Source organism: Dyadobacter ginsengisoli DSM 21015 (assembly GCF_059568735.1).
In genome coordinates this window covers 691,260-714,207 of record NZ_JCANTY010000002.1, presented here as the reverse complement: position 1 = coordinate 714,207, position 22,948 = coordinate 691,260, and the positions used below count along the sequence as shown (strand labels likewise).

General features: G+C 51.0%; 20 protein-coding genes. 11 read left to right on the top strand and 9 right to left on the bottom strand.

Annotation, left to right across the window (positions count from 1 at the left end; translation table 11 throughout):
• Window positions 1-2 precede the first annotated feature (2 nt).
• Both BP71_RS09285 and BP71_RS09280 read left to right on the top strand, forming a co-directional pair.
• On the top strand, window positions 3-1,157 hold the full coding sequence (locus BP71_RS09285) for an efflux RND transporter periplasmic adaptor subunit (protein WP_496378377.1): 1,155 nt from the start codon (window positions 3-5) through the stop codon (window positions 1,155-1,157).
• Window positions 1,158-1,255: 98 nt separating this feature from the next.
• A complete protein-coding gene (locus BP71_RS09280; RefSeq protein ID WP_496378375.1) occupies window positions 1,256-2,251 on the top strand; it encodes a GlxA family transcriptional regulator in 996 nt (331 codons plus the stop codon).
• On the opposite strand, the gene BP71_RS09275 is transcribed toward BP71_RS09280, so the two are convergent.
• From BP71_RS09275 to BP71_RS09245, 7 genes are all read right to left on the bottom strand, one after another.
• The gene (locus tag BP71_RS09275) at window positions 2,248-3,798 is read right to left on the bottom strand and encodes a DHA2 family efflux MFS transporter permease subunit (protein WP_496378373.1); all 1,551 of its coding nucleotides are present in this window, start codon (window positions 3,796-3,798) and stop codon (window positions 2,248-2,250) included. The genes BP71_RS09280 and BP71_RS09275 overlap by 4 nt on opposite strands.
• A 91-nt stretch (window positions 3,799-3,889) precedes the next feature.
• Entirely contained in the window at window positions 3,890-4,492 is a 603-nt protein-coding gene (locus tag BP71_RS09270) for a TetR/AcrR family transcriptional regulator (RefSeq protein ID WP_496378371.1), read from the bottom strand.
• 90 nt (window positions 4,493-4,582) lie between these two features.
• Window positions 4,583-5,458, bottom strand: coding sequence for a flavin reductase family protein (locus BP71_RS09265; RefSeq protein WP_496378369.1), 876 nt, complete (start codon window positions 5,456-5,458; stop codon window positions 4,583-4,585).
• A 23-nt stretch (window positions 5,459-5,481) separates the two neighbouring features.
• The gene (gene fahA, locus BP71_RS09260; RefSeq protein ID WP_496378367.1) at window positions 5,482-6,720 is read right to left on the bottom strand and encodes a fumarylacetoacetase; all 1,239 of its coding nucleotides are present in this window, start codon (window positions 6,718-6,720) and stop codon (window positions 5,482-5,484) included.
• 12 nt (window positions 6,721-6,732) lie between these two features.
• A complete protein-coding gene (gene phhA / locus BP71_RS09255) occupies window positions 6,733-7,461 on the bottom strand; it encodes a phenylalanine 4-monooxygenase (RefSeq protein ID WP_496378365.1) in 729 nt (242 codons plus the stop codon).
• Window positions 7,462-7,476: 15 nt separating this feature from the next.
• Complete coding sequence (hppD, locus tag BP71_RS09250; RefSeq protein ID WP_496378363.1) at window positions 7,477-8,604, bottom strand: 4-hydroxyphenylpyruvate dioxygenase; 1,128 nt, start codon at window positions 8,602-8,604, stop codon at window positions 7,477-7,479.
• A 143-nt stretch (window positions 8,605-8,747) separates the two neighbouring features.
• Window positions 8,748-9,908, bottom strand: coding sequence for a homogentisate 1,2-dioxygenase (locus BP71_RS09245; RefSeq protein WP_496378362.1), 1,161 nt, complete (start codon window positions 9,906-9,908; stop codon window positions 8,748-8,750).
• Between the two features lie 165 nt (window positions 9,909-10,073).
• Between BP71_RS09245 and BP71_RS09240 the strand changes: the two genes are divergently transcribed.
• The 3 genes from BP71_RS09240 (at window position 10,074) to BP71_RS09230 (ending at window position 14,135) form a co-directional block, all read left to right on the top strand.
• The gene (locus BP71_RS09240; protein WP_496378360.1) at window positions 10,074-10,664 is read left to right on the top strand and encodes a Crp/Fnr family transcriptional regulator; all 591 of its coding nucleotides are present in this window, start codon (window positions 10,074-10,076) and stop codon (window positions 10,662-10,664) included.
• A 79-nt stretch (window positions 10,665-10,743) separates the two neighbouring features.
• The gene (locus BP71_RS09235) at window positions 10,744-11,469 is read left to right on the top strand and encodes an SDR family oxidoreductase (protein ID WP_496378358.1); all 726 of its coding nucleotides are present in this window, start codon (window positions 10,744-10,746) and stop codon (window positions 11,467-11,469) included.
• Window positions 11,470-11,717: 248 nt separating this feature from the next.
• Window positions 11,718-14,135, top strand: a complete 2,418-nt coding sequence (locus tag BP71_RS09230) for a glycoside hydrolase family 9 protein (RefSeq protein ID WP_496378356.1) — start codon at window positions 11,718-11,720, stop codon at window positions 14,133-14,135.
• 51 nt (window positions 14,136-14,186) lie between these two features.
• Here BP71_RS09230 and BP71_RS09225 read toward each other — a convergent pair whose 3' ends face one another.
• Entirely contained in the window at window positions 14,187-15,083 is an 897-nt protein-coding gene (locus tag BP71_RS09225; protein WP_496378354.1) for an AraC family transcriptional regulator, read from the bottom strand.
• Window positions 15,084-15,246: 163 nt separating this feature from the next.
• Here BP71_RS09225 and BP71_RS09220 point away from each other — a divergent pair, with 163 nt between their 5' ends.
• From BP71_RS09220 to BP71_RS09210, 3 genes are read left to right on the top strand one after another with little or no spacing between them, the layout of a single operon-like run.
• Complete coding sequence (locus BP71_RS09220) at window positions 15,247-16,098, top strand: phytanoyl-CoA dioxygenase family protein (protein ID WP_496378352.1); 852 nt, start codon at window positions 15,247-15,249, stop codon at window positions 16,096-16,098.
• A gap of 13 nt (window positions 16,099-16,111) precedes the next feature.
• Window positions 16,112-17,485: a sugar porter family MFS transporter gene (locus tag BP71_RS09215; protein ID WP_496378350.1), complete on the top strand. Its 1,374-nt coding sequence runs from the start codon at window positions 16,112-16,114 to the stop codon at window positions 17,483-17,485.
• An 11-nt stretch (window positions 17,486-17,496) separates the two neighbouring features.
• Window positions 17,497-18,309: a sugar phosphate isomerase/epimerase family protein gene (locus BP71_RS09210; RefSeq protein ID WP_496378348.1), complete on the top strand. Its 813-nt coding sequence runs from the start codon at window positions 17,497-17,499 to the stop codon at window positions 18,307-18,309.
• Here BP71_RS09210 and BP71_RS09205 read toward each other — a convergent pair.
• On the bottom strand, window positions 18,306-18,950 hold the full coding sequence (locus BP71_RS09205) for a dioxygenase family protein (protein ID WP_496378346.1): 645 nt from the start codon (window positions 18,948-18,950) through the stop codon (window positions 18,306-18,308). The two genes, BP71_RS09210 and BP71_RS09205, sit on opposite strands and share 4 nt — an antisense overlap.
• A 328-nt stretch (window positions 18,951-19,278) precedes the next feature.
• On the opposite strand from BP71_RS09205, the gene BP71_RS09200 reads away from it, so the two are divergent.
• From BP71_RS09200 to BP71_RS09190, 3 genes are all read left to right on the top strand, one after another.
• Window positions 19,279-19,632: a response regulator gene (locus BP71_RS09200; protein WP_496378344.1), complete on the top strand. Its 354-nt coding sequence runs from the start codon at window positions 19,279-19,281 to the stop codon at window positions 19,630-19,632.
• A 175-nt stretch (window positions 19,633-19,807) separates the two neighbouring features.
• Entirely contained in the window at window positions 19,808-21,451 is a 1,644-nt protein-coding gene (locus BP71_RS09195) for a TldD/PmbA family protein (protein ID WP_496378342.1), read from the top strand.
• Window positions 21,452-21,592: 141 nt separating this feature from the next.
• Window positions 21,593-22,912, top strand: coding sequence for a TldD/PmbA family protein (locus tag BP71_RS09190; RefSeq protein ID WP_496378340.1), 1,320 nt, complete (start codon window positions 21,593-21,595; stop codon window positions 22,910-22,912).
• Window positions 22,913-22,948 lie beyond the last annotated feature (36 nt).

Sequence of the window (22,948 nt, the reverse complement as noted above, 5' to 3'; positions counted from 1 at the left end):
CAATGAAAAATATAGCATTTGTTTGCATCATATTAGCCGGGATGCTGTCTTGTTCCGCACCAAAGGAAGAAACAGGAGAAAAAGGAGACGCGCCAGCCGGGACGGAAAGCGGTCATGTCGTTGAGCTTACCGAGGCACAGTTCCAGACAGAAGATATCCGGCTCGGAAGCATCGGAACACGTAGCCTGAGCGGCACGATCACGGCCAACGGCATGATCGATATCCCGCCACAAAACCTGGTCAGTATTTCGGCACCGCTGGGTGGTTTTTTGAGAAAATCGGACCTGCTTCAGGGGGTGAAGGTCCGTAAGGGGCAGGTCATTGCCGTGATCGAAAACCCTGACTTCATTCCGATGCAACAGGAATATTTGGAAACACAAAGCAAACTCGAATATGCACAGGCTGAATACATGCGGCAAAGCGAGCTGAGCAAGGAGCAGGTGAATGCGCAGAAGACTTTACAACAGTCTGCATCGGAGCTCAAAATGCTGACTGCCCGGTTGGCTGGCCTGCGGGAGCGTATCCGCACGGCGGGGATCGACCTGACTCAGCTGGATAAGGGCGTGATCGTCAACCATGCGGAAATCCGCTCCCCGATCACGGGCTCCGTCACGGCAGTGAATGTCAATCTGGGCAAATATGTGAACCCCACCGATGTGATGTTTGAAATCGTGGACACGGATCACCTGCATGTGGAATTGTCTGTTTTTGAGCAGGATATACCCAAAGTGAAACTCGGTCAGCTGGTGCGTTTTACGGTCAGTAATAATCCGGGGAAGGAAGATCTGGCCAAAGTGTATCTGATCAATCAGAAAATCAACGACGATCGGACGGTGCGGGTGCATTGTCACCTCGAGCATGAAGATCATGCCCTGTTACCACAGAACTTTGTCAAAGCGATCATCGAAACGGGCGCTACTCCCGTGAATGCATTGCCGGACCAGGCGATCCTCGATTTCGAAGGCAAATCCTACGTTTTTGTATCTCAGGATTCTTCCGCCCGCAGTTTCGAAATGGTCGAGATCGCCAGGGGAATATCGGAAAACGGTTTCACAGAAGTGCGGTCCGCTGTGGGGATTGGAAAGGGTACGCGGATCGTGGTGAATGGCGCTTATGCATTGCTTTCCAAACTTAAAAACGCGGAGGAGGAAGAATAAAAGCGGCCATGGTTCCGGGAACGATAGGGTGGTAAATGGGCATTATGGCGGGTTGATCCGGACAAATGGGCGTGGTATCTTTGCAAAAAACCATTGTCATGAAACACCTGACCATCATCATTCCCGAGGCGCAGGGCAATCTCAGCAGCATCGTGGGTACCTGGAAGATCTTTTCGAGGGCCAACCAATACCGGATAGCGCAAGGCAGATTACCGGTTTTCAGGATCGAGCTGGCGGGAATGCATGAACATTTGGAGCTGTACGAAGGACTTTTTGCCATAAATCCGCATACAACAATCCCGAAGATTGAAAAAACAGATCTTATTGTGATCCCTTCATTGCAGCACGATATCGTACGTCCACTGGAAGACAACCGGGAAATAATCGAATGGATAGGGCAGCAGTACGGTCGGGGCGCAGAAGTTGCCAGCATATGCACAGGGGCGTTCCTGCTTGCCGCTACCGGGTTACTGAACGGTAAAAGCTGCTCCACGCATTGGAATGCAGCCAGTCAGTTCCGGGCGAGGTTCCCCGATGTGCGCCTGTTGCCCGACCAGATCATCACCGATGAGCAGGGTATTTACACCAACGGCGGTGCTTTTTCATTCCTCAACCTGGTGCTGTACCTCGTCGAGAAGTATTACGACCGCGAAACGGCGATTTATTGTTCCAAAGTATTTCAGATCGATATTGAAAGGAACAGCCAGAACAGGTTCATTATTTTTACCGGACAAAAAAACCATAGTGACGAAATGGTATTACAAGCGCAGGATTACATCGAGCGCAACGTGACCGGCCGGTTTTCAGTGGAAGGGCTGGCCTCCACTCTCGGAATCAACCGGAGGAGCTTCGACCGGCGTTTCATCAAAGCTACCGGCAATACGCCTGTCGAATACCAGCAGCGGGTGAGGGTAGAAACGGCCAAAAAGGCGCTGGAAACTACCCGTACGCCCATTCAGGACGTGATGTTCGACGTAGGATATACAGATAGCAAGGCATTTCGGGAGTTATTTCGTAAAGTTACAGGTCTTTCGCCGCTGGAATATAAGAATAGGTATTTCAAAGAGCCGCGGGAGTCGCTGCAACCCTACTAGTGGTCCGAAGCGGGTATCACCACGGGTTTAGAACGGTCCCTCCGCGCTACGAACACCAGCAATGGCAGCACGATCACGAAAAACATACCAATCAGGAAATAGCCGTCCAGGAAGCTCATGAAATAGGACTGCTTGTTCACTACATTTTCCATCAACTGAATGGCTTTTTCCCTCGATTCTGCCATGGGGAAGCCCTTTTGCTGGAATGCAGCGGAATAGCCGTTGAGCCGTGCCACGGCAGCCGGGTTGTCGGATGTAATGTGGGAAACGATGTCGGTACGGTGCAGAATAAGGCGCCGTGCGACGAAAGTATTGATAATCGCGATACCGAATGAGCCGCCCAACTGCCGCATCATGTTGTTTAATGCCGTGCCCTGTGGCATTTCAGCCGGTTTCAGTGAAGAGACGGCCAGCGTAGACAATGGTACAGTTAGTAAAGCCATGCCGATTGCCCTGAAAATCAAATTGGTGGAAATGGTATCGGCCGATACGTCCATGTGGATGCGGAACATCGACCAATTGAAATAAATGAAACAGGCGAAACCCAGCAACACAATCAGCGCTGGCGATGTGCCCTTCTGCAACAGCTTTCCGGAAACGATCAATGCGAAGATGGCGACGATGGAGCCGGGAAGGAGCAGTAATCCCGATTGCGTCGGAGAAAAACCGAGCAGGCGCTGCGCCACCACCGGCGTGAGGTAAATCGATGTAAACATGCCGATCCCGGTGATGAATGTGAGCGTAGTTGAAATACTCAGGGCCGGATTCCGCAGGATTCTGAGGTTGACGACAGGTTCCGGTGTGTGCAGCTCCCAAAGTATAAAGCCGACCAGCGAAAACCCCGCGATGGCCGTCAATGCGACTATGTGACCGGTTTCAAACCAGTCTTCCGTTTGTCCGCGTTCCAGGACAGTCTGCAGTGCGCCGATGCCCGCCACCAGTAACGCGATCCCGATCCAGTCGATGCGTCGTTTTTCGCCCCGCAGCGGCGATTCGTTCAAGAGAAAATAGCACGAGACGGCAGCGAGAATGCCGATTGGAATGTTGATGTAGAAGATCCATGGCCAGGAATAGTTTTCTGTAATGAAGCCGCCAAGCGTGGGGCCGATGGTTGGCCCTATGAAAATGCCTATGCCAAATAATGCGCTGGCCGTAGCCTGTTTTTCTTTGGGGAATTGCTCATAGACGATCATGGCCGAAACGGAAAGCAGCGCCCCGCCGCCGAGCCCTTGCAGGAAACGGAAAAAGACCAGCTCCCAGATGTTGGTTGCATTGCCGCAGAGGAATGAACAGAGCGTAAACAGAAGAATGGACCCGATATAGTAGGATCGTCTGCCAAGATTATTGGCCAGGAAGCTGCTGATCGGGATAATGATCACATTGGCGATGGCATAGGACGTAACGACCCAGGAAACATCTTCGAGCGTGGCGCCGAGGTTGCCGCTCATGTAGTTCAGCGCCACATTGACGATCGAGGTGTCGATCAGTTCCATAATCGCCGCGGAGATGGCAGTGACCAGCAATATTTGTCTTTGGAAATTATTCATATTAAAATACCGATTGGTATATTTATAGAAATGGGTATATGGTGATTTTGTATACCAATCGGTATTTATAGGTTAAAAAAATAGGCCGCAATCAGGCCTTGATGTGGTTCACGAGCAACTCCACAGTGGTCAGGACGTGGTCCATGTTGGAATTATCATTGGTCACTTTGGAGATCATTACCCCTCCTTCGATCAATGCGATAATGGAGACGGCCAATTCCTCTACTGGCAATCCTTTCCTGAACTCACCCGCGGCAATGCCGCCTTCGATGATTTTTGTCAGGTTTTTCTTCCAGCTGAAAACTGCTTTTGCGGCGCTCAGTTGCAAGGGGACATTCGTGTCGTCGGCATCCACGGCTGTATTGAGTATCGGGCAGCCCCCCCGGTTTCCCACGGTGCCGATAATGTCCTTGTATACGCGCCCGTACACCATCAGTTTTTCATAAAACGTCTCCGCCTTATCCAGTTCGGCCTTTACCTTATCGAACACCCGGGCATAGTTATACTCAAATGCTGCCAGCGCCACCTCTTCCTTGTTTTCGAAGTTTCCATAAATGCTCCCTTTAGTCAGACCGGTGGCCTCAGTAAGATCCGACATGGAAGTCCCGGCATAGCCCTTCTTATTGAAAATCTCAGCTGTTTTTTCAATAATGAAGTTTTTGGTACGCTCCGCTTTCGATGTTCCTCTGTTCATGTAACAAATATACCAAATGGTATTTATTTAAACAAATAAAAAACTGCCTGATTGAGGGGCGGACTACATCTCTGTGCCGGGATCGGAAGACTATCGGATTTGAAGCAGGGTGAGCCAGGCGTCGTGGACATTGCCGTGATTCAACAGAAGGTGGGCATGATGATGCAGCAGATCGGGCAGGTACTGGCAGCCATACCGTGCCTCTTCGCCTATTTTCAGCATTGCCTCTGATTGTCCGAACCGTTCGATCTCCGTTTCGGAAGGGAGTTCTTTCACGCTGCCGAGCTGGCCGAGGTCATTGCCGGTGAGGATCCGCGAGATCCGGATGTGTACAGGCATAGCGTCCACGCCCAGGCCAACCTGCGGGCGGGGCACCTCAAACAGCGCTTCACCCCGCGCGGTCGCATACCAGTCTCCGCCCAGGCGCGCGATCCAGTCGGTTTTGCGCTGGTCGATCTGCCCGGTTTCATCCAGGATATCGTCGGAAAAATGGGCGAGCAGGACTTCGCAAATGATGAGGACCATCGAGCCGTGTTCACGGATGTCGATGACCCGGCATTCAAACTGTGCGGGCGATTCGGCGACGCGCGGCGGCGTTACTTTCCATGCAGGCAGCGGCGTAAGTCCTGACTTTTCGAATTCATTAACACCTCTCGCAAACTCAGCGCTGGCCAGCGAGATCTGGTGTACCATGGCACTCGTGACAAGATTGACGGTTACTTCGGCCACCTCATAAACATTCAGCGCAGTATGTTTGTTGGATTGGTCGGTGGCACGCTTGTTAGGTGCAAAGACCAGAATGGGCGGATCAATACCCATGAAATTGAAAAAACTGAATGGGCTCAGATTAACCTTTCCCGACGCATCAATACTGCTCACGAGTGCAATGGGCCGTGGTGCAACCGACGACGTCATATATTTGTAAAATGCCCGCGGAGCGAGGTCGGCCGGATCGATTGTTTTCATGAATCGGACATTCGTAAAGCAATTCAGAGGCGGTGGGCCGGCAGGATTTTCCCCCGCAATTCCCCGAAGCCGACGTGAATATCTCCATTTTGAGCATAGCCGCGCATGATTACCTCATCATTATCTTCTAAAAATTTCCGTTCCGCGGCCCCCATGAGCTTAACAGGCCGTTTTCCGCCGGAAGTAGCTTCCAGCAGGCAGCCTTTTTCGCCCGCGCCTGTGCCGCTTATGGTGCCGGTTGCCAGCAGATCGCCGGTTTGCAGGTTACATCCTGTGATCGTGTGATGCGCGATTTGCTGGGATGCTGTCCAGTAGAGATGTTTTGCGTTGGTCTGGCATACGGTATGTTCTGCTCCATGCTGCGGGCGGATGCCCACAGACAGAGATAAATCGATGTTTTTGCGGGATTCCTGCGACAGATAAGACAGCGGACCGGGAAATTGCTCCGGCGCCGGGGTTCTGAATGGCTGTAATGCTTCCCAAGTGACGATCCAGGGGGAAATGCCCGAGGCGAAATTCTTGCTTGTGAATGGTCCGAGTGGCTGATATTCCCACCGCTGGAAGTCCCGGGCTGACCAGTCGTTCAGGAGCAGTGCGCCAAAAATATAGTCTTCGGCATCTTCAACGGACACCGGATTGCCCCATGCCGAATCCCGGCCGATCACCCAGGCGAGTTCCAGTTCGTAGTCGAGTGCCTTTGTTGGTAAAAAAAGAGGATCTCCTCCTTCACGGCCGATTTGCCCCCATGGACGATGGATGGGGGTTCCTGAAACTACAATGGACGATGCACGCCCATGATAGGCCACAGGCATATGTTTCCAGTTTGGAAAAAGCGGATTCTCGGGTCTGAAAAGTTTACCAACCGTAGTCGCATGTTCTTCACTCGAATAAAAATCGGTGTAGTTGCCGATCTGAACCGGCATATGCAACTGCACGTCCTTCTGGCGGATCAGTAAATGTTCTGCATGCTGGCGTACCAACGAGACATCGTCGCAAAGGGCCTCCCGGATGGTGTTCCGCACGTAAACCGAGAAGTCACGGCCCAGTGCCATCAGGTCGTTGAGAACCGGTTTTCTGAATACGCTGCCTGCTTCGGGATAATGCGGGAAAAGGTTCAGCGCGTAAGCGGCCGTCAGGTCGATGACCCATTCTCCGATCGCGATGCCTGCACGGTGGGGCCGGTCATCACTGAATATGCCGAAGGGAAGGTTGTAAATCGAAAAATCGGAGCCGGGCGCGACCGGGAGCCACGAATGTTCCATGGGTTCGGAGTTTTATGCCTGCTGGGTGAGATAAGGTTCCAGCAGAGGCTCTATGCCTGTTACGGATTCATACAGCTGGTCGTAGGAGTTGATTACGAAATAATGATCCTGGTAGCGGTCAATGTGATAAGGAGTTTCAAGTACCCGGGCCAGGTCGAAATCGATTTTCGGGACATCGGTCCGCAGGCAGTACCTGCTTTCGCCGGAAGAGGATATAATGCCTCCGCCGTAGATTTTCAGTGCTCCCTTCTCGCGGATCAGTCCGAATTCCACCGTGTACCAGTAAAGCCTGGAAATGCGTTGGAGGATTTCTTCCTGATCAATATGTTTCAGCGCGACTTCGCTCAGATGTGCCATGAAATCGCAGAAAGCCTGATTGCTGAGCAATGGGACATGACCAAATGTATCATGAAACATATCGGGTTCTTCCAGGTAATCGATCTGTTCCGGTTTACGGAGCCAGTTCGACGCCGGGAATTGACGGTTGCTTAAATGCGTGTAAAACTCCCTGTGGGGTATCAGCCCTGGTACCACATACACTTCCCAGCCGGTCAAAGCGCGCAGGGCCGGGTTCGTTTCATGTTCGAAATCGGGGATATGTCCGGCTACGAATCCCACCTTTTCAATTCCCTCGAGATAGGCCTGGCTGGCAATGCGGGGGAGGGCCTGCATTTGTTGTTCATAAAGCTGCTGCCACATCCGGTGGTCAGCTTCGCTGTATCGTTCATAAGCCTGGTTCATGGTGCAGCATATGATTTATAATGTGCCCCGAAGCATTTGTTCGCGTTCGATGGCTTCAAACAATGCCTTGAAATTGCCTTTTCCGAATGATTTGGCGCCTTTACGCTGGATGATCTCGAAAAACAACGTAGGGCGGGGCATGACCGGTTTGGTGAAAATTTGGAGCAGATAACCCTCATCGTCCCGATCGACCAGGATGCCCAGCTCGCTCAGGCTGGTAATGTCCTCGTCGATAGCCCCTACACGACTTATTAAATCGTCGTAATAGGAACTCGGGACCTGAAGAAACTCCACGCCCCGGTTACGCAACGTCTTTACCGTTTCGACGATGTGATCTGTTGCGACAGCAATGTGCTGCACGCCGGGTCCCCCGTAAAAATCAAGGTATTCTTCCACCTGTGACTTCTTTTTTCCTTCTGCGGGTTCGTTGATCGGGAATTTGATTCGCCCGTTGCCGTTACTCATTACCTTGCTCATCAATGCCGAATACTCGGTCGAAATGTCTTTGTCGTCGAAGGAAACCACCATTTTGAACCCCATTACATGTTCGTAGAATTTGACCCAGCGGTTCATTTCGTTCCAGCCAACATTCCCGACCATGTGGTCGATGTAGCGCAAGCCCGCCTCGGGCGGCGTATGTGCGGGATTCCATTCAACGAACGACGGCAGAAAGGTTCCGTGGTAGTTTTTTCGCTCTACAAATACATGCACGGTATCGCCGTAAGTGCAAATGCCCGAACGCACCACCCGTCCGTTCCGGTCATGTTCAGTAACAGGGCTCAGGTAAGGAATAGCGCCCCTGCTGACTGTTTCACGGTAGGCTGCCGCAGCGTCGTCCACATCCAGGGCAATGACTTTCACACCATCCCCGTGCCGGTCGATATGGGAGCCGATAACAGTGCCGCCATGCAGCGGCGAAGTAAATATCAACCTGATTTTACCCTGCACCACCACATAGGATTCGCGATCCGTCAAACCGGTTTCCAATCCGGCCATGGCAAACGGCTGGAAGCCGAATGCATTCTGAAAATAATGCGCCGATTGCAGTGCATTCCCGACATAGAGCTCGACGTAGTCCGTTCCGTTAATCGGCAGAAAGTCCGTCGGCTTATCAACCTCGGTATTCGTTTCGTTTACAAGCATTTTCCTGGAGGTTTTCAATGATTGAATGACTGTATGAACTTGGACTGGTGATTCTACTGTGGAATGAGAATGAGTGAATTAGATTCTATGATGACTAAATTTTAAAGACATATAGATCCATTCGCTCATTCGATCATTCAGAATTACTCCTCTGTCCAGCTCGAAAAGTACCGGCCGTCGTCGATCGCCATCGCTGCTTCCGTCAGCATGAGCGGCCGGAACGTATCGACCATCACAGCGAGTTCCTGCGTCTCTTTTTTCCCGATACTGCGCTCGTATGCGCCCGGATGCGGGCCATGCGGAATACCGCCCGGGTGCAGGGTGATATGCCCCTGCTCGATGTCGTTCCGGCTCATGAAATCGCCGTCGACGTAATAGAGGACCTCATCTGAATCGATGTTGCTATGGTTGTAGGGAGCGGGTATTGCCAGCGGATGGTAATCGTACATTCTCGGGCAGAACGAGCATACTACGAATGCATCCGTCTGGAAGGTCTGGTGTACTGGCGGCGGCTGATGGATACGTCCGGTAATAGGTTCGAAATTGTGGATCGAAAAGCCCCAGGGATAATTGTAGCCGTCCCAGCCTATTACATCGAATGGATGGGCGGCATAGGTAACGGGGTGCATGTAGCCTTGTTTTTTGATCAGGATCATGAAATCACCTTGTTCATCGTGCGTTTCCAGGTTCCGGGGAAGAATGTAGTCCCGTTCGCAATACGGCGAATGCTCGGTAAGCTGCCCGAAGTGATTCCGGTACCGTTTTGGAGTGTAGATCGGTGAATGCGATTCCAGATACAGCAGCCTGTTATCCGGTCCGTCGAATTCGATCTGGTAAATGGTGCCGCGGGGGATCAGTAAATAATCGCCGGCTGTGAAAGGCACCTGCCCGAACGGCGATCGCAGCTTTCCAGATCCGCGGTGAATGAATAGCAGCTCGTCCGCATCGGTATTTTTATAAAAGTAGTGCATTGCATCCCCCTGGGGCGCGGCAAGTCCCAGCGTGACGTCACGGTTGACCAGTAATGCCGTCCTGCTTTGGAGATAATCTGCAGCCGGGGGAACGTTGAAACCGATGAGTTTCCGCGTAATCATGTTATTGGCGACCGCAATTTGCGGCGAAACGTCGTAAGGCTCGCCCAGCGACTTCACCTGGGTGGGGCGCCAGGTATGATAGAGGAGGGAAGACATGCCCTCGAAACCGATCGTTCCAAAGAGCTCTTCGTAATAAAGCCCGCCATTCGCTTTGCGAAATTGGGTATGCCGTTTCGGCGGGATGGTTCCTAGTTGTTGATAGATCGGCATCTGCTTTACATTAGTAAGTTAGCCAATAATTGTTTAAGCAATTATAGTGATAATAAATTACTTTTCAAATAAAATTTTGTATTATTTTAAAATGAAAGGGGGGCGACCGTTGCTGCTTTACAGCGCAGGGAGTTGCTTTTTGTCAAATGGCAAAAAACGCAGTTTGTGTCGTCGTACATTAGTATGATGGAAGAGCTTATTAATTACATATTGCGTTTCGGGCAGCTGAACGACCGCCAGATCGCACTTGTCGGGGAGCACGTCAGGGAGATAAGGTTGAAAAGAGGAGAGTACTTCTCGGAGGCCGGCAAAGTCGCGCGACAGATCGGATTTCTGACCGACGGTATTTTACGCGTGTGCCATTATAATAACAAAGGAGAGGAATTCACCCGCTACTTCATATCGGAAAATCGTTTTGCGGTCGACCTGAACAGTTTTCACAATGAAATTCCCTCGGCCGAATATGTGGAGGCCGTCACGGACTGTACATTGCTTGTGATCAGTAAATCTTCGTTCGCTGAACTTTCGGGTATTATCACAGGATGGAGCGATATCTTCACGAGGATCATCACCCATGCGCTGATGGGGAAAGTCCAGGCGAGCAGCACCATGCTCATCCAGGACGCTACCACCCGTTACCTGCATTTTATCGAGCACAACCCCGGTGTAGCAAACCGTATCCCGCTTTCGGCATTGGCTTCCTGCCTGGGTATTACCCAGTCTTCGCTAAGTCGGATCAGAAAAAATATCATGTGATGTTGCTTTTTGCCAAATGGCAAAAATAGCGCCGGCGCACTGTCCCAATTTTGTCATTTCAATCAACAGCGATTTACAAATGAAAGGGACGGTATTGATTACCGGTGCCAACAAAAGCATCGGCTTCGAAACAGCGAGGCAGCTTCTGCAACAAGGTTATTTTGTGTACATCGGCAGCCGCGATATCGAAAAGGGCCAGGCAGCGGTTGCTGCATTGCAATCCGACGGTTATCAGGATGTCGATACGGTGCAGCTTGATGTCACCGATCCTGACTCTGTCAGCCAGGCATTCGAAGTAGTAGCGGCTAAGACGGGCCGGCTGGAGGTGCTCATCAACAACGCAGGGGTGCCGGGCGCTATTCCTCAGAATGCCAGTGAGGTAGGATCGGACAATATCCGCAGAGTGTTTGAAACCAATTTTTTTGGTGTGATCCAAACGACGCAAACCTTTCTGCCCTTGCTCAGAAAGTCGGCAAATCCGCGTATAGTCAATGTTTCGAGCGATCTGGGTTCTTTGGCAAATCATTCCAACCCGGACTATGAGTTTTACCACGTGAAGATAATGGCCTATGCTTCCTCTAAGACGGCGCTGAATGCTTTTACCGTGATGCTTGCGTACGAACTAGGGCCGGAAGGGTTTCGGGTAAATAGTGTCAATCCGGGTTACACAGCTACGGACTTCAATCACCATAGCGGCTACAAGAGTGTCAGTGAAGGGGCCGAGGTAATCGTCCGCTACGCAACTATTGATGGTGACGGGCCGAATGGCAAGTTTTTTAGTGACTATGGGGAAACGGCCTGGTAAAAGGTCTGAAGACAGTGAAGGAGCTTCCCGGCGATGTGATCATTGCCGGGAAGCGCTGTTTTGAACCGGTTAATAAATTCTAACCACATGTGTTATTTGTTCTGTTCAATAATTAGAATAAATTTGATTGCGCTTCCATCTGCACAGTCGCGTGTGGAATGGCGACGATCCCATCCTGTTTGAAAAGGTCCTTCTGCCGCTCTGTTGTTATTTTTTAACAAAACAGTTTCAATCCAACACATTCAGCCATGAAGAAACATTACCTTTTGCCGTCGGGGACGGGAGTTCTCGTCTTTTTATGCAGTTTGTTGCTTGCCGTTTACGACCCGGCCTGCGCCCAGGTGAGCCAGTTTATCCATGTCGATCAGTTTGGTTATGCACCGAATGCGGAAAAGGTAGCTGTGCTTAGCGACCCGATCCAGGGGTACAATGCCGGGTTGAGTTACAGTCCGTCGGCGACGATGCAGGTACGCAACAGTGTGACTCATGCAGTCGTTTTCTCAGGCCCTGTCACTGTTTGGAATAATGGAAACACAGAAGCTACCTCCGGAGACAGGGGATGGTGGTTTGATTTCTCGGCCTTGGTCTTGGCGGGAAGCTATTATGTATTTGATCCGGTTGGTAATCAGCGATCCGCTGTGTTCGAGATTGCCCCGAACCCCTACGGCAACGTCATGTTGGCGGCGATGAAGATGTTTTATTACAACCGCTGCAATATGGCTAAGACGTTACCGTATGCACAGAGCAAATGGACTGACGCCAACAACTTCATGAATCCATTGCAGGACGCGAATTGCCGGTACATTAACGAGCAGGGCAATGCTACCCTCGAGAAGAACCTTACGGGTGGCTGGTTCGACGCCGGTGATTATAATAAGTATGTTTCTTTCACGCATAGTCCGCTACACGACCTCCTGTACGCATACGAAGAAAATCCGGCTGTTTTTACGGACAATTTCAATATCCCCGAGAGCAAAAACGGGGTGTCCGATCTGCTCGATGAGGTCAAATGGGAGCTCGACTGGCTTTTCAAGATGACCAATGCTGACGGCAGTACGCACAATAAGATGGGTAGCAGGAATTACAACGAGAATGTTTCGTCCCCTCCCAGCATCAATACCGACGGCCGCTATTACGGTCCGACCTGCACCTCGGCCTCGGCTACAATCGCCTCTGTATTTTCGCATGCGGCGATTGTTTATGCCGGTATTCCCTCGCTGGCTGCCTATGCGGGCCAGTTGGAGGCCAAGGCAATCAGCTGTTTCAATTATGTATTGCCATTTCATAGTAACTCCACCCTGCAAACCGACTGCGACAACGGGAGTATTGTTGCCGGGGATGCGGACGTAGGCGTGGTGCAACAGCGGAATATGCTGGTGATCGCTGCGATTTACCTGTTTGAGCGGACCGGAAATGCCGTTTATAATCAGTTTGTGATCACCAATTATGCACTTACCGACGTGATGACGAATGGGTACTGGGGTGTTGACGCGACCGAACTTCAGGACGCATTGCTCCGGTACGCGCAATTGCCGGGGGCCAATGTCACGGTACGTAACGCGATCCTGAATTCGGCGGGAACGGCGGTCGATGGCAACTGGAACGATTTCTTTGGCTGGACTACCGCCGATCTGTACCGCGCATTCATGCCCGACTGGTCTTATCACTGGGGCAGCAACATGCCTAAGGCGGACTATGCGAATGTCAACCGGAGCATGCTGAAAGCAGGACTCGGCAATGCGGCCAGCCTGACGCGCAAGGCAGCTGAGCAAATCCATTATTTTCATGGTGTCAATCCGCAGGGGCTCGTTTACCTGTCCAATATGTATGCCGTGGGTGGTGATCGCTGCGTGAATGAGATGTATCACGCCTGGTTCAACGACGGCACGATCTACGACAATGCACTGACATCATCTAACGGCCCGGCCCCAGGCTACGTGGTCGGGGGGCCGAATGCTGATTACTCCATCAATAGTCAGTCACCGCCTTACGGACAGCCCCGGCAAAAGAGTTACCTCGATTTTAACACCGGCTGGCCGACCAATAGCTGGGAGATTACCGAGCCGGCTATATACTATCAGGCCGCCTACATTCGCTTGCTGGCACATCATACACTCCCGATTGAAGATCCGCTGCCGGTGGAGCTGGCCGATTTTTACCTCAAGAAACTGAACGACGGGAAAGCCCAGCTTTACTGGAAAACGGTTTCCGAAGTGGATAATGAGCGTTTTGAAGTGGAGCGGTCGGCCGATGGGCTGGATTTCCGGATGATCGGGGAAGTTAAAGGCAATAGTACTACATCACAGGCACATCATTATAGTTTTGTCGACCATGAATTGCCGTGGAATACCGCTTACTACCGTTTGAAACAAATCGATTTCGATGGCCAGTTTGAATATTCCAAAATCATCGCGCTTTACCGGAATGCAGACGCCGGGTTCCATGTTGGGCCTAATCCGCTTTCCGATTACATTCACCTGAAAATGCCGGAGCATATCGGCCATGCCAACCTGAAACTGATCAATATGACGGGTATCGAGATGCTGAACCGCCGGATCGGGGCAGATTCCCGGGTGCAGTTGCCATCGCTTGCCAGCGGGATTTACCTGCTGACGATTGAAAAAGACAAGGAAAAAGTATTTACGCAGCGAATTTTCAAGAATTAGCAGAGATCGGGGGAGCCAGGGTTTGGCGGTGATCCGGAAAGCCTCATTCTTTTATTGCTGATCGATTCCCTTGTTTTTTCTGTAATAGGCGGGAGAAACACCCATTTGCTGCTTGAAGAGCCGCGAAAAATAGAACGGATCTTCGATGCCGATCTCGGAAGCGACCTCATTGATCCGCAGCGTGCTGAAATGCAGTAACTGGCATGCCTTCTGAACCCGCAGGTAATTGAAATATTCAATGGGGGCATACCCGGTATCCTTTTTGAATTTCCTGGAAAAAAAAGACACGGATAGGTGTACTTCCCGGGCAATATTGTCCAGTGTGAGGGAACGGGAGAGATTTTCCTGCATATAGCGGATAGCCTTATCCATGACACTTGCAGCGGGCGCGACCTGGTTTCGGGTAGCAAAATGCTCTGGTGCGATGAATGACGAAAGGTAATGGGGGAGGGCCAGATTGGCGTGCAGCAGGTTGGTGGCGCTGTAACCCTTGAGGAAGGTCGCAGCAATATGTGCAAAAAGCGCATTGCGCTCGTCGGAAAAGCCGACCTGAGGGGCACGTCCGGTCTCGCTGCGCCGTTCCATGACAGAATTTACGACGGCAGAACCCAGCGACCCGACTAAATGCAGCCAGTAAATGCTCCAAGGGTGTTGCTGATCAGCACCATAGGCGTGTGGGATCTCAGACGGTAGCAGGAAGACTTCGCCGGGATGCACCTGTGTGACGGCGCCCTGGGATTCCACCCAACCCTGGCCGTCGGTACAAAACAGCAGGATGACCTGTGAGATGCCGTTTGGCCGTTGGTAGTAATGATGCAACGCTTTGGGATAAAAGCCCATCCTGGCAATGAACAATGGGCTTATCAGCGGCATTTGCTCGCAATGGCCGATCGCGACTTTTGGAATTTCAATGATCAATTCACCTTCGAAGCCTCTGCTCTTTCGCATAACAGGAATGTGCCCAACTAGGCTATTTCGGTTAAAGGTAAAATAATCCATGTTTTAGACAAAATCCTTCATTCGTTTGTTTCTTGAAATAGGTGAAGTTTGTGATGTTTAAGTGCAATTGTTAACCCCCGCATGAATCGGGCTTCATTCTATTCACACAACCATGACAAAGAAATCTCTGACCCAGGCACAAATTCAGCAATACCATCAGGACGGTTACCTGATCATTCCGCGATTTTACGACGTCGCGGAGGTTTCACGCCTTTACAAAATAGCGATCGACGACAGCGCGATCAGTAAAAATGCCATCGATGTGAACGATAGCACGGGTAAACGCAGTCGCCTGTCCCTCTGGTATAAGCCCGGAGACGATGTGTACGGGTTGCTTACGCGCGGGCAAACCCTGGTAAATGCGGTAGATCAGCTGCTCGAACGCCAGCCGGGCGATGAAGGACATTCAGTGTGCCATTATCATTCCAAACTGATGCAGAAAGAGCCGCGTGTGGGTGGCGCCTGGGAATGGCACCAGGATTACGGCTACTGGTACAAGAACGAATTTCTCTTTCCTGAACAGATGATGTCCGTGATGATCGCTGTGACCGACGCCAATGTGGGAAACGGATGCCTTCAGGTGATCAAAGGCTCTCACAAAATGGGCCGGGTTGAGCATGGTTTTTCCGGGGAGCAGGTAGGTGCATCGCAGCGCTATGTCGACCTGGCATTGAAAACAATGGAGCATGTGTACGTGGAGCTGAACGCCGGTGACGCATTGTTTTTTCATAGCAATATCCTGCACCGCTCAGAGGCCAATTTGTCGGACAAGGCCCGCTGGTCACTGATATCCTGCTACAATCGCTCCACGAACAGGGGCCATAACGAATCTTCATCATCTTCGGCCAGTATTACACCGATTGATATAGTGCCTGATGATGCTTTGCTGACCTGGGACGCTGCCGGTTTGGCGGAAGAAAATGCTGACTTTTTGAGCAAAGAGGCCGATGTGTCATTAAAATAACGCCCACATACTTATGGCAATAGCAGTCGCAGCAGATGCGAGCATCGGTCCGCATCCCATCCGGGTCAATAAACGTTTCGTGTACACCATCAGCGCCATTGCGGCGCTGGGTGGTGTGCTGTTTGGCTTTGACCTGGTAATCATCTCCGGAACGGTGTCGTTCTTCCAGGCGCATTTCGGGTTAAGCGAGTTCGAAACAGGTTGGGCAGTAGGTTGTATCAACCTCGGTGCTGCAATCGGGGCTGTGTTGGGCGGCTGGCTTTGTGAGCTGCTCGGGCGCAAGAAATTGCTCATGGTTTGTGCAGTCCTCTTTGCTGTGACGGGTGCTGGGACAGGCTGGGCGGAGACCTTTCCGGCATTCATATTTTTTCGGATGCTGAGCGGTGTGGCCGTAGGGGCGGCAGCGTTGGTTTGCCCCATGTACCTGGCCGAAATTTCGCCAGCCTCGATGCGCGGCCGAACGGTCTCATTTTACCAGCTTTCGATAGTGATAGGCATATTGCTGGCCTATCTGTCCAATTATCTGCTGCTGAATGTGGAGGACAACTGGCGATGGATGTTCACTTCGCAGTCCGCCCCGGCATTGCTTTTTTATTTTGGTCTTTTCGCGGTTTCGGAAAGCCCCCGTTGGTTGATCCGGAATGGCCGGGAGTTTGAGGCCCATATTGTCCTCGAACGGGTAGGCGGGGTCGACTATGCCTTGTCCGAGGAGGATCAGATCGCAAAAAGCTTTGCACGCAAGAACACGGTGAAGGTTTCAGATTTGTTTGGCAAGGACCTCTGGCATATCGTTTTCATAGGCATGATGATAGCCGTGTTCTCGCAGGCCGTCGGACAGAACTCGTTGTTTTCCTATGCACCCGAGCTCTTTAAAAAGGCAGGTATGGCGCAGGATTCTGCTTTTTTGCAGTCGATTATCATCGGTGTCATTAATTTCATATTTACATTCATCGCCATCGGTACAATTGATAAGGCAGGCCGTAAGAAATTGCTGCAGTACGGCGCGCTTCTTTTAGGTTTCGATGCCCTGGCGCTCGCAGGGGCATTCTACATGCAATGGCCCGGGGTGTGGGTATTGATTTTTGTATTGATATTCATCGCCATTTATTCCGCTACACTCGGACCGGTCACGTGGGTCGCATTATCTGAGATATTTCCCAACCGGATCCGCGGCAATGCAATGGCCTTTGCCACGCTGGCGCTTTGGATCGCCAACTTCTTCACTACGGCCCTGTTCCCGGTGATGAATCAGTATTTTGGAATGCCTGTTACCTTTCTGATCCATGCAGGGATTTGTTTCATCTATTTTGTTTTTGTCCGGAGAAAGGTTCCTGAGACGAAAGGCAAGTCCCTTGAGGAAATTGAAAAATTATTACAAAATAGCTGATCGTCAATCGAATGAATATCAAGTTTTATGCGCCTGAATGGGGGAATGTGCTTCCTTTCGAAGTCTTTTGCCGCAATGTGAAAGAGGCGGGTTATGATGGCGTTGAAATGTCGCTGCCTTTTGAACCTGAGCAGAAAGACCAAATTCTGGATGCCTTGAAGGAATATGAACTGCAACTCATCGGTCAGTATTGGCAGTCGTTTGAGAAAGATATCGACGCGCATGCAGCCAGCTACGAAAGATACCTGCGTAACCTGATAGACGCACAGCCCGTACTGATCAATTGTCAGACCGGCAAGGATTATTTCCATTTCGACCAGAACAAACGCTTGTTCGGCATCGCTGCCGGCCTTTCGCGGGAATCCGGCATCCCTATTATTCATGAAACGCACCGCGGTAAAAGCCTCTTTGCAGCACATGTCACAAAGAGTTACCTCCTCAGTGATCCGTTGCTGCGCATTGCGCTGGATATCTCGCATTGGTGCAGCGTACATGAGTCCCTGCTGGCCGATCTGCCGGAAGAGGTGGAATTGGCTATTTCACGCACTGTTCATATCCATAGCCGGGTGGGACATCCCGAGGGCCCGCAGGTAAACGACCCCCGCGCACCCGAATGGGAAGAGGTATTGAATGCCCATTTGGGGTGGTGGGATCAGGTGGCGGGGATCCACGCTGCAAACGGAACTACGCTGACCGTCACGACCGAATTCGGCCCGGCGCCGTATATGCCCGAGATGCCTTACACCCGTATGCCGCTCGTGAGTCAATGGGATGTAAATGTGCATATGATGAATTTGCTGAAAGCGCGTTACAACGTCGTTTAGGGGCGTTTGGCAGCGACAGGGTAATCGGGGATATTCTGGCCGAGCACGATATTTCGTCCCCCTTTGAACATATTGCCTACATCCACCAGCTTCACAATGCCGCTTCCCCCGCGGTTTTGCAGCTTTTTCTTTCTTTCAGGTGTCAGTAACGGGTCATCCGAAAAAAGGAACTCGTCCACATAGTATTCATTCAGGCCGGGTTCTTTCACGATCAGGTGTATGTGTGCGGGCTCGTCGCTGCCCGGGTAGGAGCCCGGTCGCAGCGTACCGAATTTGAAAAAGCCCTTGTTATCTGTTTTGACCCAGCCACGGATATAACCATGCCGTTTGGCCCAGCCTTTCTCATCTCCTTTTTGGGGATAAATACCCTTTTCGTTGGTGTGATATAAGTATAGCACCACATTAGGGGCCGGTGTTTTTCCATCTGTTTTGAACACCGTACCATGAATTCCCAATGGCTTTTTACCATCCCAGGTTACCTCTGGCAGCTCGGTAAAAACCGGCAGTTTTTCAAACGGGACTGGGCTTTCATAAATGGCCTCACAACCCTCACAGGGACCTCCCACTCTTTTCTCCGAACTGAAATTGAACGACACGATGGTGGTAAGCATCATCAGTGACGTAAGATGTAGTTTTCTCATGATTTGCGGATTATCGGTTCGGAGTAAAACAAAGATTTTTCCGCCGATTTCCGAAAATAAGTAGACAAGCTGCCTGAATAGTAGACAATCGTACCAGACCGGCAGTTATTTGCGTAATGGTCAAATTCAGTTTTCGTAACCGTTAAATAAAAATAGTGAATCTAAGATTCTGATAATGAATATGTTTTGGTATACCGGGGAATAATTATGGTAACTTGGGGAATTTCTAACGACCCGTTATTTGTTTCGGCGTTCCCTAATATTGTTTTGGGTAATGAGTTAATTCATAAATTTGCTTTGAAGTAACCCCGATCGATAATTAATAACTATGAGCATCCTTTATGTTGACCATGAAATCAATAATCTGAATTCCTTTAACGCTACGTTCCGAAGGGATGCCAAGATTTACCTGGCCAAATCAACCGAAGAAGGACTAAAGATCCTTGACGAAAATAAAATCGACGTCATTTTTGCTGACCATCAGATGCCGGAAATGACGGGGCTCGAATTCCTCAAACTTGCGTCCGATCAGTATCCTTCCAGCATCCGCGTGCTGCTCACCGGCAACGCCTATACAGATGAATTCCGGAGGGCGGCAGGTAAAGGTTACTTTCATAGCTACGTCAACAAACCCTGGGATGAACAACAGCTCAGAAAATTGATGATTTCGCATCTATTGTAGGTCTGGCTGCCAGCAAAGCAGGAAAGCGTTGGGAATCCTTCCGGGTTCCCAACGCTTTTTTTTGTCCCGTCACAAAAAAATTGCCACACGAATATTTGTTGGGAATATTGATTACATTGGAGTTTCAATAAGATCCATTTCCTTCATCTGCTGCCGAAAGGCTAAACCTTAACCCATGAAAAGAAGAGACTTCATGCAGATGTCGGGCCTCGGATTTGGAGCAGTCATGCTTTCCCAGGTACCCGTCATCGGATCCTCTGTGCATGAAACGCAGCTGCTCAATCCCTGGCTCGACGTTTCGACCAAGAAAAAACTGGCGGAAACTGCGCTCAATGCTGCCCGCGACAAAGGGGCGACCTACACCGACGTGCGCATCGGGCGTTACCTTCAGCAATACTTGTTTACCCGCGAAAAACAGGTGCAAAATATCGTCAATGCAGAATCCTACGGCATTGGCATACGGGTGATCGCCAACGGGACCTGGGGTTTTTCCGCCACCAGTGACGTCACGCCCGAAGGTATTGCCAAATGCGCAGCCACAGCGGTCGCCATTGCGAAAGCCAATTCGAAATTTCAAAAGGAACCGGTGGTTTTAGCGGTTCAGAAGGGCGTTGGTGACAAAACCTGGAAAACACCTCTCCGGAAAAATGCGTTTGAGATATCCGTGCAGGAAAAGATCGATCTGCTGATGAAGGTCAATGGCTCCGCCATGGATAATGGAGCGAGCTTCGTGACATCCAACCTCTTCTTTGTCAACGAACAGAAATATTTTGCTTCGAGCGACGGCTCATTTATCGATCAGGATATTCATCGTGTCTGGCCGACGTTTACTGTCACGGTTACCGACAAAGCATCCGGCAAATTCAAAACACGGGATGCGATCAGTTCGCCGATGGGAATGGGATATGAATATCTGGATGGCCTGGCCAGCGAAAAGATCGCCGGGCCGAACGGCCTCATAGGTTACCGGAATTCCTACGATATGGTGGAAGACGCCACGATGGCTGCCAGGCAGGCTAAGGAGAAAATTACAGCGAAAACAGTGTTGCCGGGTAAATACGATCTGGTGTTGGACCCCAACCACCTCGGGCTCACCATCCACGAATCGGTAGGGCACCCCACGGAGCTTGACCGGGTGCTCGGCTACGAGGCCAACTATGCGGGTACCAGCTTCGCAACACTCGACAAATGGAAGACGAAGCAATTCGCTTACGGAAGCAAACTGGTCAATATCGTAGCCGATAAAACGCAACCCAACACATTGGGTGCCGTCGGTTATGACGATGAAGGTGTGCCTTGCAAGGAATGGGATATCATCAAAGACGGTATCCTGGTCAATTATCAGGCCACCCGGGACCAGGTGCAGATTCTGGGAGAGAAAGAATCGCACGGATGCTGCTATGCCGACAACTGGAGTTCGGTGCAATTTCAGCGTATGCCGAACATCAGCCTGAAACCCGGAACAGAGAAACGGAGCGTGCTGGATATGATCAAAGGAGTTGAAAAAGGAATCTATATCGTGGGAAGAGGATCGTATTCAATTGATCAGCAGCGTTATAACTTTCAGTTTGGCGGACAGGTCTTTTATGAGATCAAGAACGGCGCCATCGCCGGAATGCTGGACGACGTGGCTTACCAGTCCAATACCCAGGAGTTCTGGAACTCGTGCTCCCAGCTTTGCGACAAGGACGATTACCGCACATTCGGTTCGTTCTTTGACGGGAAGGGGCAGCCCGCACAAATCAGCGCGGTGTCGCACGGGTGCGCGACCACAAGGTTTAACGGCGTTAACGTGATTAATACCGGACGGAAGATTTAGAGGCAAGGGAGGATTGAATGGGCAAAAGGGAGGAAGAGGAAGAAAGGGATCGAGGAAAATGCACATACGTCTCCTTTTTCTCCATTGTCCCATTCCTTCGTTCCTCCATTTATCAAAGCGATCATAAAAAGCATTACCGAAATGGCTATTTTATCCAAAGAAGAAGCAAAGAAAATCATAGATAAAGTGCTGGGTTTTTCCAAGGCGAATGAGACCAGCGTCGGGCTGTCCGGCAACCGGACAGGCAATATCCGTTATGCCCGTAATTCGGTATCGACGAGCGGCGAGACCACGGACTTGTCGTTATCGGTAACAGCGGTTTTCGGTAAAAAATCGGGTACTGCAACGATCAATGAATTTGACGATGCGTCGCTGGAAAAGACGGTCCGCAGGGCTGAGGAAATCGCCAGATTGGCTCCCGACAACCCGGAATACTTGCCGATGCTCGGCCCGCAGCAATACCTGGAAACGAAAGGATTTTTTGAAAGCACGGCAGCCATCAATCCCGACTATCGGGCGCAGGCAGCATTCGGTAGCATCGACCCTTGCATTAAAAAGAATCTGACCGCGGCCGGATACATGGAGGATAACAGCGGGTTTTCCGCCCAGGGAAACAGCAAAGGGCTTTTTGGTTATAACAAAAGTACCTCCGTCGATTTTTCGGTAACCGTCAGAACCGCCGATGGAACTGGGTCGGGTTATGTGGCAAGGGATTACAATGATCTTTCCAAATTTGACGCCCGCGTGGCCACCGAAATCGCCATGCAAAAAGCATTGGCCTCGACCAATGCAAAGGCACTGGAACCTGGCAAGTATACTGTGATCCTTGAACCCACAGCGGCTCAGGACCTGGTGATGAACATGATGCGGAATATGGATGCCCGCAGTGCCGATGAAGGCCGGAGTTTTTTGGGGAAGAAAGGCGGGGGAACCCGTCTGGGGGAAAAGCTCTTCGATGAGCGGGTAACGATCTACTCCGATCCGATGCATGCCGAAATTCCCGGATCGCCTTTCGGTGGAGGGGATGGGCGTCCTCAGGAAAAAGTAACCTGGATCGAAAACGGCGTTGTTAAAAATATGTACTACTCCCGTTTCTGGGCTGATAAAAAAGGTGTAAAAGCGATCCCGCCTCCGGGCGCGATCGTGTTCCAGGGCGGTACCGAATCCATCGCCGATCTGATCAAAGGAACCGAAAAAGGCATTCTGGTCACACGCTTCTGGTATATCCGGAGCGTGGATCCCCAGACTTTGCTGTACACCGGCCTGACCCGCGACGGTACTTTTTACATTGAAAACGGACAGATCAAGTATCCCGTAAAAAATTTCCGGTTCAATGAAAGCCCGGTGATTATGCTCAACAACGTAGAAGCCATGGGCAAACCCGTGCGCGCCGGCGGTAATCTGATCCCCCCATTGAAAATCCGGGATTTCACATTTACCAGCCTTTCCGACGCGGTATAGCACAAAATGTAATCCATTTAACCCGCTATCCGGCCA

Coding starts and splice junctions, on each gene's coding strand:
- BP71_RS09285 (WP_496378377.1), top strand. CDS start 3: ATGAAAAATATAGCATTTGTTTGCATCATATTAGCCGGGATGCTGTCT.
- BP71_RS09280 (WP_496378375.1), top strand. CDS start 1,256: ATGAAACACCTGACCATCATCATTCCCGAGGCGCAGGGCAATCTCAGC.
- BP71_RS09275 (WP_496378373.1), bottom strand. CDS start 3,798: ATGAATAATTTCCAAAGACAAATATTGCTGGTCACTGCCATCTCCGCG.
- BP71_RS09270 (WP_496378371.1), bottom strand. CDS start 4,492: ATGAACAGAGGAACATCGAAAGCGGAGCGTACCAAAAACTTCATTATT.
- BP71_RS09265 (WP_496378369.1), bottom strand. CDS start 5,458: ATGAAAACAATCGATCCGGCCGACCTCGCTCCGCGGGCATTTTACAAA.
- fahA (WP_496378367.1), bottom strand. CDS start 6,720: ATGGAACATTCGTGGCTCCCGGTCGCGCCCGGCTCCGATTTTTCGATT.
- phhA (WP_496378365.1), bottom strand. CDS start 7,461: ATGAACCAGGCTTATGAACGATACAGCGAAGCTGACCACCGGATGTGG.
- hppD (WP_496378363.1), bottom strand. CDS start 8,604: ATGCTTGTAAACGAAACGAATACCGAGGTTGATAAGCCGACGGACTTT.
- BP71_RS09245 (WP_496378362.1), bottom strand. CDS start 9,908: ATGCCGATCTATCAACAACTAGGAACCATCCCGCCGAAACGGCATACC.
- BP71_RS09235 (WP_496378358.1), top strand. CDS start 10,744: ATGAAAGGGACGGTATTGATTACCGGTGCCAACAAAAGCATCGGCTTC.
- BP71_RS09230 (WP_496378356.1), top strand. CDS start 11,718: ATGAAGAAACATTACCTTTTGCCGTCGGGGACGGGAGTTCTCGTCTTT.
- BP71_RS09225 (WP_496378354.1), bottom strand. CDS start 15,083: ATGCGAAAGAGCAGAGGCTTCGAAGGTGAATTGATCATTGAAATTCCA.
- BP71_RS09220 (WP_496378352.1), top strand. CDS start 15,247: ATGACAAAGAAATCTCTGACCCAGGCACAAATTCAGCAATACCATCAG.
- BP71_RS09215 (WP_496378350.1), top strand. CDS start 16,112: ATGGCAATAGCAGTCGCAGCAGATGCGAGCATCGGTCCGCATCCCATC.
- BP71_RS09210 (WP_496378348.1), top strand. CDS start 17,497: ATGAATATCAAGTTTTATGCGCCTGAATGGGGGAATGTGCTTCCTTTC.
- BP71_RS09205 (WP_496378346.1), bottom strand. CDS start 18,950: ATGAGAAAACTACATCTTACGTCACTGATGATGCTTACCACCATCGTG.
- BP71_RS09200 (WP_496378344.1), top strand. CDS start 19,279: ATGAGCATCCTTTATGTTGACCATGAAATCAATAATCTGAATTCCTTT.
- BP71_RS09195 (WP_496378342.1), top strand. CDS start 19,808: ATGAAAAGAAGAGACTTCATGCAGATGTCGGGCCTCGGATTTGGAGCA.
- BP71_RS09190 (WP_496378340.1), top strand. CDS start 21,593: ATGGCTATTTTATCCAAAGAAGAAGCAAAGAAAATCATAGATAAAGTG.